The organism is Kitasatospora nipponensis, assembly GCF_039528135.1.
Taxonomy (GTDB): Bacteria; Actinomycetota; Actinomycetes; order Streptomycetales; family Streptomycetaceae; genus Kitasatospora; species Kitasatospora nipponensis.
This window is the reverse complement of the sequence record NZ_BAAALF010000220.1, coordinates 1-12,282: the sequence shown is the minus strand read 5'-3', so window position 1 is coordinate 12,282 and position 12,282 is coordinate 1. Positions and strand designations below refer to the sequence as shown.

Annotated in this window: 12 protein-coding genes; 10 read left to right on the top strand and 2 right to left on the bottom strand. The window is 74.1% G+C overall.

The genetic code is table 11. The features are described from left to right. The 10 genes from ABD323_RS35490 to mutM form a co-directional block, all read left to right on the top strand. Nucleotides 1-1,140: DAK2 domain-containing protein (locus ABD323_RS35490; RefSeq protein WP_344446210.1), on the top strand; the 1,140-nt coding region annotated here is incomplete at its 5' end. A 72-nt stretch (nucleotides 1,141-1,212) separates the two neighbouring features. Beyond that, nucleotides 1,213-3,438, top strand: coding sequence for an ATP-dependent DNA helicase RecG (gene recG, locus ABD323_RS35485; protein WP_344446209.1), 2,226 nt, complete (start codon nucleotides 1,213-1,215; stop codon nucleotides 3,436-3,438). A 129-nt stretch (nucleotides 3,439-3,567) separates the two neighbouring features. Further along, the gene (locus ABD323_RS35480; RefSeq protein ID WP_344446208.1) at nucleotides 3,568-4,077 is read left to right on the top strand and encodes a hypothetical protein; all 510 of its coding nucleotides are present in this window, start codon (nucleotides 3,568-3,570) and stop codon (nucleotides 4,075-4,077) included. 164 nt (nucleotides 4,078-4,241) lie between these two features. Continuing rightward, nucleotides 4,242-4,805 carry a 16S rRNA (guanine(966)-N(2))-methyltransferase RsmD gene (gene rsmD, locus ABD323_RS35475; protein ID WP_344446207.1) on the top strand — a complete coding sequence of 188 codons (564 nt, stop codon included), beginning with the start codon at nucleotides 4,242-4,244 and terminating at the stop codon, nucleotides 4,803-4,805. A 32-nt stretch (nucleotides 4,806-4,837) separates the two neighbouring features. Then, the gene (gene coaD / locus ABD323_RS35470) at nucleotides 4,838-5,326 is read left to right on the top strand and encodes a pantetheine-phosphate adenylyltransferase (RefSeq protein WP_344446206.1); all 489 of its coding nucleotides are present in this window, start codon (nucleotides 4,838-4,840) and stop codon (nucleotides 5,324-5,326) included. Between the two features lie 80 nt (nucleotides 5,327-5,406). Next, the gene (locus tag ABD323_RS35465) at nucleotides 5,407-6,606 is read left to right on the top strand and encodes a F0F1 ATP synthase subunit B (protein WP_425556272.1); all 1,200 of its coding nucleotides are present in this window, start codon (nucleotides 5,407-5,409) and stop codon (nucleotides 6,604-6,606) included. Between the two features lie 180 nt (nucleotides 6,607-6,786). Continuing rightward, nucleotides 6,787-7,452: a YceD family protein gene (locus tag ABD323_RS35460; protein ID WP_344446204.1), complete on the top strand. Its 666-nt coding sequence runs from the start codon at nucleotides 6,787-6,789 to the stop codon at nucleotides 7,450-7,452. A 2-nt stretch (nucleotides 7,453-7,454) separates the two neighbouring features. Then, complete coding sequence (gene rpmF / locus ABD323_RS35455) at nucleotides 7,455-7,628, top strand: 50S ribosomal protein L32 (protein WP_030056747.1); 174 nt, start codon at nucleotides 7,455-7,457, stop codon at nucleotides 7,626-7,628. Nucleotides 7,629-7,648: 20 nt separating this feature from the next. Beyond that, on the top strand, nucleotides 7,649-8,485 hold the full coding sequence (gene rnc, locus ABD323_RS35450) for a ribonuclease III (RefSeq protein WP_344446203.1): 837 nt from the start codon (nucleotides 7,649-7,651) through the stop codon (nucleotides 8,483-8,485). Nucleotides 8,486-8,501: 16 nt separating this feature from the next. After that, nucleotides 8,502-9,374 (top strand): bifunctional DNA-formamidopyrimidine glycosylase/DNA-(apurinic or apyrimidinic site) lyase, encoded by an 873-nt coding sequence (gene mutM / locus ABD323_RS35445; RefSeq protein WP_344446202.1) that lies wholly within the window; start codon nucleotides 8,502-8,504, stop codon nucleotides 9,372-9,374. Nucleotides 9,375-9,424: 50 nt separating this feature from the next. On the opposite strand, the gene ABD323_RS35440 is transcribed toward mutM, so the two are convergent. Together ABD323_RS35440 and ABD323_RS35435 are read right to left on the bottom strand one after the other, a co-directional pair. Then, on the bottom strand, nucleotides 9,425-10,354 hold the full coding sequence (locus ABD323_RS35440; RefSeq protein ID WP_344446201.1) for a hypothetical protein: 930 nt from the start codon (nucleotides 10,352-10,354) through the stop codon (nucleotides 9,425-9,427). A gap of 168 nt (nucleotides 10,355-10,522) precedes the next feature. Then, nucleotides 10,523-12,196 (bottom strand): LCP family protein, encoded by a 1,674-nt coding sequence (locus ABD323_RS35435; protein WP_344446200.1) that lies wholly within the window; start codon nucleotides 12,194-12,196, stop codon nucleotides 10,523-10,525. Nucleotides 12,197-12,282: the final 86 nt, after the last annotated feature.

Sequence of the window (12,282 nt, the reverse complement as noted above, 5' to 3'; positions counted from 1 at the left end):
CTGCTGCGCACCCCCGCGCAGCTGGCGGTGCTGGCCAGGGCCGGCGTGGTGGACGCGGGCGGGCGCGGCCTGGTGGCGGTGCTGGGCGCGCTGGCCGACGCGGTGGCCGGCCGGCAGCCGATGGGTCCGCTCGCGCTGGGGCAGGACCTGCCGGCGCCGGCGGCCGGCTGCGCGGAGCCGGTCCGGCTGCCCGGCCACCCCGCCTTCGAGGTGATCTACCTGCTGGACGCCCCCGACCAGGCGCTGCCCGCCCTGCGTGACCGGCTGGCGGAGCTGGGCGACTCGCTGGTGATCGGCGGCGGCGACGGCCTGTGGAACGTGCACGTGCACGTGGACGACGCGGGCGCGGCGGTGGAGGCCGGCGTCGAGGCGGGCCGCCCGCACCGGATCCGGATCACCCACTTCGCCGAGGCCGCCGGCCGCTCGGGCGCGCCCGGCGGTGCGGGCGGTGCCGGCGGTGGATCCGGGCCCGCGCCGGCCCTGCGGGCGGTGCTCAGCGTGGTCACCGGCGAGGGCCTGGCGGACCTGTGCCACTCGGCCGGCACCGACCTGCTGCCGGCCGGCCCCGACGCCCCGCCCTCCAGCGCCGAACTCGTCGAGGCGGTCCGGCGCTGCGCCGCCGCCGAGGTGATCGTGCTGCTCAACGACCCGGAGCTGCGGGCGAGCGCGGGCGCCGCCGCCGACCAGCTGCGCGAGGAGGGCGTGCGGATCGCCGTGCTGCCCACCCGCTCGCCGGTGCAGGGCCTGGCCGCGCTGGCCGTGCACGAGGCGGGCCGGCGCTTCGACGAGGACGTGGTCGCCATGACCTCCGCCGCCGGCGCCACCCGGTACGCCGAACTGGCCGTCGCCGAGGGGGAGTCCTGGACCATGGCCGGCGTCTGCCAGGCCGGTGACGTGCTCGGTCTGATCGACGGGGACGTGGCGGTGATCGGCTCGGGCATCGCGGCCACCGGCGCCGAGGTGCTCTCCCGGATGCTGGCGGCCGGCGGCGAACTGGTCACCCTGGTGCTCGGCGAGGACGCCCCCGAGGGGCTGGCCGCGCAGCTGGTCGCGCACGCCCGGCGCCGGCGCCCCGAGGTGGACACGGTGGTCTTCGCAGGCGGCCAGGAGAGCGCGCCGCTGCTCATCGGCGTCGAGTAGCGTCCGAACGGCGCGCGCCGCGGGCCCGTCCCGTGCCCGCGCTGTCGGCGTGGTGGTGTTCCATAGGGTCTGATGGCCGCACTGGACGAACCCCTGACCAAGCTGGTCGGCGACCGCACCGCGAAGGTGCTCGCCGACAGCCTCAAGCTGCGCACGGTCGGCGACCTGCTGCACCACTACCCGCGCCGCTACGCCGAGCGCGGCGAGCTGACCAGTCTCGACGACCTCGAGGTGGACGAGCACGTCACCGTGCTCGCCCGGATCGAGAAGGTCACCCTGATCCCGTTCCGGGGCCGCAAGGGCGACCGCCTCGAGGTGGTGGTCACCGACGGCCGCGGCCGGCTGACCCTGGTGTTCTTCAACCAGGGCTGGCGCCACAAGGAGCTGCTCCCCGGGGCGCAGGGGCTCTTCGCGGGCAAGGTGGGCCTGTTCAACCGCACCCGCCAGCTCGCCTCCCCGGACTACCAGTTGCTGGACGAGGAGGCCGACGGCGACACCGCCCGGCAGTTCGCCGGCCGGCTGATCCCGGTCTACCCGGCCAGTGCCCAACTGCCCAGCTGGAAGCTGTCGATCTGCGTGGAGACCGCGCTCGCCAAGCACCTGGGCGACGTCGGCGAGCCGCTGCCGCCCGCGCTGCGCGAGCAGCGCGGGCTGATCGGGCTGCCCGAGGCGCTCGAACTCGTCCACCGCCCGCGCAACCGGGCCGAGCTGGAGCAGGCCAGGGACCGGCTGCGCTGGGACGAGGCGTTCGTCCTGCAGGTCGCCCTCGCCCAGCGCCGGGCCGCCGACTCCGCGCTGCCCGCCAAGCCCCGCGCGGCCCGCACCGGCGCCCTGCTGGACGCCTTCGACGGCAAGCTCCCCTTCACCCTCACCGCCGGCCAACAAGCGGTCTGCGCCGAGATCTTCGCCGACCTCGCCACCGAGCACCCGATGCACCGGCTGCTGCAGGGCGAGGTGGGCTCCGGCAAGACGCTGGTGGCGCTGCGCGCGATGCTCACCGTGGTGGACGCCGGCGGGCAGGCCGTCCTGCTGGCGCCGACCGAGGTGCTGGCCCAGCAGCACCACCGCTCGATCGTCGAGATGATGGGCGAGCTGGCCGAGGGCGGGATGCTCGGCGGCGCGGAGTTCGGCACCAAGGTGGTGCTGCTGACCGGCTCGATGGGCACCGCGGCGCGCCGCCAGGCGATGCTCGACATGGCCTGCGGGGACGCCGGGATCGCGATCGGCACGCACGCGCTGATCGAGGACAGGGTGCAGTTCCAGGACCTGGGGCTGGTGGTGGTCGACGAGCAGCACCGGTTCGGCGTCGAGCAGCGCGACGCGCTGCGGGCCAAGGGCGAGCAGCCCCCGCACCTGCTGGTGATGACCGCCACCCCGATCCCGCGCACCGTGGCGATGACCGTCTTCGGCGACCTGGAGACCTCCGTCCTGGACCAGCTGCCGGCCGGCCGCTCGCCGATCTCCAGCCACGTGGTGCCCGCGCTGGAGAAGCCCAACTTCCTGACCCGGGCCTGGGAGCGGGTCCGCGAGGAGGTCGGCAAGGGCCACCAGGCGTACGTGGTCTGCCCGCGGATCGGTGACGAGCCCAAGGAGGCGGCGCCCGCCGCGGCCAGGAAGCGCAAGGCCGCCGTCCAGGACCCCGAGGAGCTCGGCGCGGACGCGGGCGCCGGCAGCGAGGAGCGACGCCCGCCGCTCTCGGTGGTGGAGACCGCCGAGCAGTTGCTCAAGGGGCCGCTGGCCGGCCTGCGGGTGGAGATTCTGCACGGGCGGCTCGCGCCCGACGCCAAGGACGAGGTGATGCGCCGCTTCTCGGCCGGCCAGGTGGACGTGCTGGTCGCCACCACGGTGATCGAGGTGGGCGTGAACGTGCCCAACGCCACCGCCATGGTGATCATGGACGCCGACCGGTTCGGCGTCTCCCAACTGCACCAGCTGCGCGGGCGGGTCGGGCGCGGCAGCGCGCCGGGCCTGTGCCTGCTGGTCAGCGAGATGCCCGCGGGCAGCGCGGCGCGCGCCCGGCTGGACGCGGTGGCCGCCACCCTGGACGGCTTCGAGCTCTCCCGGATCGACCTCGAGCAGCGCCGCGAGGGCGACGTGCTCGGTCAGGCGCAGTCCGGCGTGAAGTCCTCGCTCAAGGTGCTCTCGGTGCTGGAGGACGAGGAGGTGATCGCCGCCGCCCGCGAGGAGGCCACCCGACTGGTGGCCCGCGATCCGCAGTTGGACGAGCACCAGGACCTGCGCAGCACCCTGGCCGGCCTGCTCGACGAGGAGCGCGCGGCCTTCCTCGACAAGGGCTGACCGGGCCCGCGGCGAGCCGGTGCTCCGGACACCGACGACCCGCCCGTTGTCAGTGCCCCGGGAGAGAATGAAGGTGTTCGGGACGCACCGTCAAGGTGCGCTCCCGGCACGACACCTGGGGGTCCTGCCATGGCATTTCGTCATCTCAACGAGCTCCCGCTGGGCGACAAGGTCTTTCGGATCGAACTCGCCAGCGACGACGACCGAGAGGTCACCCTCACCCTGACCGGCTGGCGCGAGGGCGCCGCCGCCGCCCCGATCGCCACCGGCAAGCTGCGCCTGCCGGTGGAGGACGTGGCATCCCTGCGGATCGCGCTCAACCGCGCGCTGCGCGCCCTGGCGATCGTCGCCGACGTCTCCGAGCCCATCCCCGACCGCGACGTGCTGCGCGAGCTCTACCCCGGACACGGCGCCCCCTGGGTGCCGCAGCACGAGGAGGAGCTGGTCCGGCGCTTCCACGAGAACGAGACCATCGCCCGGATAGCCGCCCGCTTCGGGCGCACGCCCGACTCCGTCCGCACCAAGCTGCGCGAGCTCGGGCACGACCCGCGCCGCCCCGAGTACTGCCCGCCCGACGGCTGCCTCTCCTGGTCCCGCTACGCCTCGCCGGCCCTGCTGGGAGCCACCCCGCAGGAGTGAGCCCCCGGGGGGCGAGCCGCTCCGCCCCCCGAGGGAGGCCCCGCTGCCCCGTCCGCCGTCGTGCGGGCGGGGCACCGCGGCGTGCGCACCCGCCCCTGATGCGCACGCGGTGCCACCGGCCCGTATAGCGTGAGCATGCAGCGAGGAGAGGACCTTCACCCACCATGACCCGCGTCATCGCCGGGGCGGCCGGCGGCCGCCGGCTGGCCGTACCGCCCGGCCGGGGCACCCGACCGACCTCCGACAAGGCCCGTGAGGCGATGTTCTCCACCCTGGCGGCGCTGCGCGGCAGCCTCACCGGGGCCCGCCTGCTCGACCTGTTCGGCGGCTCGGGCGCGGTCGGCCTGGAGGCGCTCTCGCGCGGGGCGGCGCACGTCCTGCTGGTGGAGGCGGACGCCGCCGCGGCCCGGGTGATCCGTGCCAACGTGGCGACCGTGGCGCTGCCGGGCGCCGAGGTGCGGGCGGAGCGCGCCGAGCGGGTGGTGGCCGGCCCGGCCCCCGAGGAGCCCTACGACCTGGTCTTCCTCGACCCGCCCTACGCCGTCACCGACGCCGAACTGCGCGAGATGCTGCTCACACTCCGGCTGGGGGGCTGGCTCAGCGACGACGTACTCGTCACCGTGGAACGCAGCACCCGGGGAGGCGAGTTCCTCTGGCCCGGTGGCTTCGAAGCGCTGCGCTCGCGCCGTTACGGCGAGGGCACGCTCTGGTACGGACAGGCCCTCTGACCGACCGCCCGACTCGAAAGGGACCACATCGCATGCGTCGCGCCGTCTGTCCGGGTTCGTTCGACCCGATCACCAACGGGCACCTCGACATCATCGAGCGGGCCTCCAAGCTCTACGACGTGGTGCACGTCGCGGTGCTGATCAACAAGAACAAGCAGGGTCTGTTCAGCGTCGAGGAGCGCATCGCGCTGATCGAGGAGACCTGCGCGGAGTACAGCAACGTCCAGGTGGAGTCGCACCACGGCCTGCTGGTGGACTTCTGCCGCGAGCGCGGCATCCCGGCGATCGTCAAGGGCCTGCGCGCGGTCAGCGACTTCGACTACGAGCTGCAGATGGCGCAGATGAACCGCGGCCTGACCGGCGTGGACACCCTGTTCATGCCCACCTCGCCGACCTACAGCTTCCTCTCCTCGACCCTGGTCAAGGAGGTGGCCGCCTACGGCGGCGACGTCTCGCACCTGATCCCGCCCACCGTGCACCGCAGGCTGGTCGACCGGATCGCCGAGCGGGCCGCCCGGTAGCGGCGGCGGCCCCGGGATTCTGACGTACAGTCTGTACTCCCGCCCCGCGGTACTCACGGAAAGACAGAAGGCCCGTGGACGTGCAGAACAGAGTCGACGAGATCATCGCCGTGGTCGAGAACGCCCGTGCGATGCCGATGTCGGCCTCCTGCGTGGTGAACCGGGCCGAGCTGGTGGCCCTGCTGCAGGCGCTGAGGGCCGACCTGCCCGCCGAGCTCGCCCAGGCGCAGTCGGTGATGGCCGACCACGAGCAGGTGGTGGCCGACGCCCGCGGCGAGGCGGACCGGATCATCCAGGGCGCGCACGCCGAGCGGGGTTCGCTGATCTCCGACACCGAGGTGGTCCGGCGGGCGCAGGCCGAGGCCGACCGGCTGCTCGCCGAGGCCCGCGAGGACGTCTCCGTCAAGCGCCAGGAGGCCGACGACTACGTCGACAGCAAGCTGGCCAACTTCGAGGTGGTCCTCACCAAGACGCTCGGCGCGGTCGGCCGCGGCCGCGACAAGCTGCGCGGTGAGGGCGGCTACGAGCCGGAGGACGGCGAGGAGTTCCAGCCCGCCGTCAGCCCCAGCCCCGAGGTCGACGAGTACGTCGACGTGAAGCTCGCCACCCTGCAGGCCGTGCTCAGCGGCACGCTGGAGGCGGTCGGCCGCGGCCGCGACAAGCTGATCGGCAAGGCTCCGATCGACGAGCTGGGCGCCTACCTGGCCGCCGCCGACCAGGCGCAGCAGCAGAAGGACCGGGCCGAGGCGGTGGCCGCCGGCTTCGCCGACGAGGACGAGCAGCCCTGGTACCGCGAGGACGTCCCGCAGCAGCAGAGCTGGCCGCAGGAGTCCCCCGTCGAGGCCGGCTGGCAGGCCGCGCCGGGCGAGGGCCAGTACCAGGCCGCCGCCTACCAGGGCCAGGAGTACGCCGAGGCGGGCGCCGCCCAGTACGGCGGGCAGCCGGCCGGCTACCCGGCGCAGCAGGCCGACCCCTACGGCGGCTACGACCCGGCGAACGGCCAGGGCGACCCGTACGCCGGCGGCTGGCAGCAGCAGGAGCAGCAGCAGCCGGGCTACCACCCGGGGCAGCAGGCCGACCCGTACGGCGGGAACTACGGCTACCAGCAGCAGCAGGAGCAGCCGGGATACCACCCCGGCCAGCAGGCCGACCCGTACGCCGGGAACTACGGCTACGAGCAGCAGGCGCCGGTGGCCCAGCCCGCCGGGCTGGACGAGACCAGCTTCTTCGACACCAGCATGATCGACATGACCCGGCTGCGGGAGCTGGGCGGTCGCTGAGCGCGGGCGGCCCGGGCGCGAAGTTGGGCCTGGGCCCGCTCTCGGGTAGTCTGACCACTCCGGCCTTCGAGTTGCCGGACCGTTCGGCTGCCCGCGCACCAGTGCCAGGTGGGCCGGACCACCCCCGAGAACCACCCCGCGCCGCGCAGGGATGCGCCCGCTACCAGGAAGTCAGGAACCGTGAACCGCCTCGACCACCGCGACCCGCTCGTGTTCGACACGCATGAGCTCGGCCGTCGCCCCGGATCGCTGCGCACGGTGGAGCGGACCTTCCCGGCCCCCGAGGGCCTCGGTGTTGTCGACGTGATCGGCGTACCGACCGGTAGCGAGATCGCGCTGGAGCTGCGGCTGGAGTCGGTGGTCGAGGGAGTGCTCGTCACGGGCACCGCCGAGGCCCAGGTGACGGGGGAGTGCGTACGCTGTCTGGAGCCGGTCGAGGACGACCTCGACGTGGCGTTCCAGGAGCTGTACTACTACCCCGAGACCGACGAGCGCGGTCGCAAGACCTCCTCGCAGGACGAGGCGTCCGACGAGGACGAAGAAGAGACTTACCGGCTCGAGGGCGACTACTTCGACCTCGAACCGGTGCTGCGTGACGCGGTGGTGCTCGCACTTCCGCTGCAGCCGGTGTGCCAGGAAGACTGCCTGGGCCTGTGCTCCGAGTGTGGAGCCCTGCTCAACGACGACCCGGACCACCAGCACGACGCCGTCGACCCCCGGTGGGCGGCTCTGCAGGGACTCTCCGCCGCCCCCGGCGACGAGGCCCGCGGCCGTGCCGCTGATCGGCGGCCGGGAACCGAGAACAGCGACACCCGTGAGGGTCTCGCCGAGAACCAGGAGAAGTAGCCGTGGCTGTTCCGAAGCGGAAGATGTCGCGCAGCAACACGCGCCACCGTCGGTCCAACTGGAAGGCCGTTGTCCCGGCCCTCGTGGCGTGCGACCGCTGCCACGAGCCGAAGCTGGGTCACATCGCGTGCCCGAGCTGCGGCACGTACAACCGTCGCCAGGTCCTCTCGGTCTGATCGGCGGGGTGCGAGGATCGATGTCGGACGGTAACTCAACCCGCAAGTCGTCCCCCGGTAACGGCGGGAAGGGCGGCGGGCCGGCCTCGACCGCATACGACGTCCTGGAAGGGCGCCTCGGGTACCAACTCGAGCGCGCCCTTCTGGTGCGTTCCCTGACCCACCGCTCGTTCGCCTACGAGAACGGCGGCCTGCCCACCAACGAACGCCTGGAGTTCCTCGGCGACTCGGTGCTGGGTCTGGTGGTGACCGACACCCTCTACCGCATCCACCCGGATGTCCCGGAGGGCACGCTCGCCAAACTGCGCGCCGCGGTGGTCAACTCCCGCGCGCTCGCCGAGGTCGGTCGCGGTCTGGAGCTCGGCACCTTCATCCGGCTCGGCCGGGGCGAGGAGGGCACCGGCGGCCGTGACAAGTCCTCGATTCTCGCGGACACCGTCGAGGCCGTGATCGGCGCCGTCTACCTGGACCAGGGCCTGGAGGCGGCCACCGAGTTCGTGCACCGCCTCTTCGACCCGCTGATCGCGGAGTCCTCCCAGCTGGGCGCCGGCCTGGACTGGAAGACCAGCCTCCAGGAGCTCACCGCCTCGGTGGGGATCGGCGTGCCCGAGTACGTGGTCGAGGAGTCCGGTCCGGACCACGAGAAGACCTTCAACGCGGCGGCCCGGGTGGCCGGCGAGGTCTTCGGCAGCGGCACCGGGCGCTCCAAGAAGGAGGCCGAGCAGAAGGCCGCCGAGAGCGCGTGGCGGTCGATCAAGGCCAAGTACGCGGACGACCCGGCTCCCCTCGCCGCCGCTCCCGCCGCCCCGGGGGCCGACGACGCGGCCCAGGCCGCGCCGACGGTCGACGGGGCCTGAACCAGGAGATCCGGCGGTGCCCGAACTTCCCGAGGTCGAGGTGGTCCGGCGGGGCCTGGCGCGCTGGGTGAGCGGGCGCACCGTCGCCCGGGCGCAGGTCCTGCACCCGCGCGCGGTGCGCCGGCACGGCGCCGGCCCCGGCGACTTCGCCGACCGGCTCGCCGGCGCCACCCTCGGCGAGGCGCACCGGCGCGGCAAGTACCTCTGGCTGCCGATGCCCGGCACCGGCTGCGCGCTGATCGGGCACCTGGGGATGAGCGGTCAGCTGCTGGTCCAGGACCCGGCGACCGACGACGAGGTGCACCTGCGGGTGCGGCTGAGCTTCACCGACGGCGGGCGCGAGCTGCGCTTCGTCGACCAGCGCACCTTCGGCGGCCTGGCCGTCGAGCCGGCCGAGGACGGCGACCCGGAGTCCACCCCGTGCTCGCTGGCGCACATCGCCCGCGACCCGCTCGACCCGCGCTTCGACGACGAGGCCTTCTACGCCGCCCTGCGCGCCCGGCGCACCACGGTCAAGCGCGCCCTGCTCGACCAGACGCTGATCAGCGGGGTCGGCAACATCTACGCGGACGAGGCGCTCTGGCGCTCCAAGCTGCACTACGAACGCCCCACCGCGACCCTCACCCGCCCGCTGGCCGCCACCCTGCTGACCAACGCACGGGACGTGATGAACGCGGCGCTCGCGGTCGGCGGGACCAGCTTCGACAGCCTGTACGTCAACGTGAACGGCGAGAGCGGTTACTTCTCCCGCTCGCTGGACGCCTACGGCCGCGAGGGCGAGCCCTGCTACCGCTGCGCCACCGCGATCCGGCGGGCCGCCTGGATGAACCGTTCGAGCTACTACTGCCCGCGCTGCCAGCGGGTGCCGCGCCCGCGCGCGCAGGGCTGACCCGCGCCCGGCCCGTCGTGGCCGGCTCGTCGTGGCCGGGCAGGGCCGCCTCAGTGCGAGGCGGGCGCCGGGTCGACGGCCTCCTGCTGGAGCGCGCCCTCGCCCTCGCCGTAGTGCGCCACCGCCACCGCGCCGGCCACCGCGAGCACGAACCCCAGCACGCCCAGCCAGGCCAGGCCCGGGCGGGTGGCGTCGCCGAGCCAGACCACCCCGACCACGCCCGGCACCACGGTCTCGCCCACCACCAGGGCGGCGGTGGCGCCGTTCACCGAGCCGATCTGCAGCGCGACGGTGTGCAGGTACATCCCGCCCAGTCCGCCGACCAGGATCGCGTACAGCGCCGGATCGCTCAGCAGCTCCCCGAGCCGGAACGGGTCCACGCCGTCCAGGATGCGCACCCCGATGCCGAGCGCGCCGAAGCCGAGCCCGGAGAGCAGGCCGGCCACGATCGCGCCGCTGGTGCCGAGCCGGCGCACCACCAGCGAGCCGCCCCCGATCACCACCACCGAGATCAGCAGCAGCCACCAGTGCGAACTGGTGGGGGTGGTTCCGGTGCCCTCCGGGCCGGCCGCCACGGCGAGCAGCACCAGCCCGCCGCAGACCACCCCGATCGCGGCCCACTCGGGGCGCCGCAGCCGGATGCCGAGCAGCTTGATGCTGCACAGCGCGGTGATCACCAGGTTGGCGCTGATCACCGTCTGCGACAGGAAGAGCGGTAGCAGCCGGGCGGAGAGCGCGCCGAGCAGGAAGCCGACGAAGTCCAGCACCGTGCCGAGGATGAACTCCCAGGTGACCACGGCCTTGGCGGTGGAGCTGAGGCTCGGGCCGCCGTGCTCGGTGAGCTGGGTCTGCAGCCCGCCGCTGTCCGCCTGCGCGGCGGCCTCCTCGCGGGCCGAGCGGCGCGAGCCGACGGCCTGCAGGACCGAGCCGGTGCCGTAGCAGACGGACGCCGCGACGGCGGTCACGAGACCGATGATCACCGGGTACTCCGATCGGGGGAAGCCAGGCCGGCCGCACGGCCGCGCCGGGGGCGGGTTGGTCCCACTATGCCCTGCTCGCAGGGCGGTGGAGAACCCCGTTCCGGATCACCCGGACGCCGCGGGCGCACCACCCCCGGGGTGCGCCCGCGGCCCGCGCGGCGCGGCCGTTCAGTCCACGCAGGGGATGCCGCCCATCCGCACCGCGGGCCCCTGCATCGGCAGCCCGGCCGCCGGGTCGTCGCCCGCGGCGGCCGCGCCCGCCGGGGCGCTGCTCGGTGCCGCGGGGGAGGGGGTGCCGGTCGGCGGGGTGTACCCGGCGCCCAGGGTGACCTCGACGTGCCCGGCCCGCACCGCGGCGCCCGGCGCGGCCGTGACGCCGTAGCGGGCCGCGATCCGGTCGGCGGCCTCCTTCTGCCCGGCGCCGTAGAGCACGGTGGTGCGGCTCTGGTGCGGCCCCTGGGCGACGCGGCCCGCGGTGAAGCCGAGCGCGACCAGGGCCCTGGACTCGTTGCCGGCGGCGCCGGGGGTGCTGGAGGCGTTGACCACGTCCACCGTCCCGGTGACCCTGGCGGCGGCGGCGCCGGGCGGCGCGCCGGGGTCGGTCGCGATGGGCTCGGCGCCGGCGGCGGGGGAGCCGGGGGTGGCCGGGGCCGGCGCGGAGCCGTCCGCCACGTTCGCCCCCGGCGCGCTGTCGCGGCTGGTCAGCTGCTGGACGATCCGCTTGATCTGGACCGGGTCGACCTTGTTGACCGCCTCGCCGTTGACGGTGGCGAAGCCGGTGATCGGCAGGGTGTTGGCCACCACGTGGCCGCCCGAGAGGTTGGGGGCCTGCTGGGCGAAGTCCAGCACGTTCCACCGGTCGTCGGTCACCACGTCCTTGTGGACCACGTCGAGCAGCTTCTGCATCTGCCCCAGGTCGCCGATCACCCCCTGCTTCTTCAACCGGGCCACCACCGAGGCGATGAAGGCCTGCTGGCGGTGGGTCCGGTCCAGGTCCCCGTTGGCGAGGTTGTGCCGCTGGCGGACGAAGGAGAGCGCCTGCGAGGCGTTGAGGGTGTTGATCCCGGCGTGGAAGTCGGCGCCGGAGCCCTGCCCCTCCATGTTCGGGTCCCGGGTGGCCCTGTTGAGGCAGACGTCGATCGGTTCGACCGCCTTGGCGATGTCGTAGAAGCCGATCAGGTTGACCTCCGCGAAGTGGTCGATCGGGATCCCCAGGAAGCCCTGCACGGTGGCCAGGGTGGCCCGGCGGCCCGCGTCGCGGCTCTGCTGCTCCAGGTCGGCCCTGGACAGGCCGTGGCCGGCGAGCTTCGTCTCGGCGGCCGCCTTGGCGATGCCGTAGGCCTCCTTGATCTTGTGCATCCGCCCGTCGGCGCCCACCGTCTGCACGTAGTCGTCGCGCGGGATGGAGAGCGCGGTGACCTGGCCGCCGTTGGCCGGGATGTGCATCACCATCAGGGTGTTGGTGTTGTAGCCGCCGATCTCGCTGCTGCCGCCGGCGTGCAGCTCGTCCTGCACCACGGCGTCGGGCAGGTCGGTGCCGTCCATGTTCTTGCGGCTGTCCAGGCCGATCAGCAGCAGGTTGACGGCGTTGTCCAGGTGCGGTGGCGCGCCCTTCTTGACGTCGTTGAGCGCGCTGGAGGTGGTCAGCTCCGAGGAGAGCGAGCGCACCGCGTACCAGGTGAAGCCGCAGGTGCCCAGGACGGCCAGCGAGGTCGCGCAGGCCAGCGTGCGCCCGGCCAGCACCAGTGGCGAGGCGCGCCGCCGGCCCAGCCCGCAGGCCCGGGCGCCGGTGGGGCGGCGGCCGGCCCGGCCACCGCGGTCGGTGCTGTCGCGGTCAACCACGGCGGCTCCCCCCGCTCTCCCGTTGCCCCCGGGGCTCCGGTCGCCCCCGGCCCTCGCGGGGCGCCCGGTCCCCGCCCCCCGCCGGC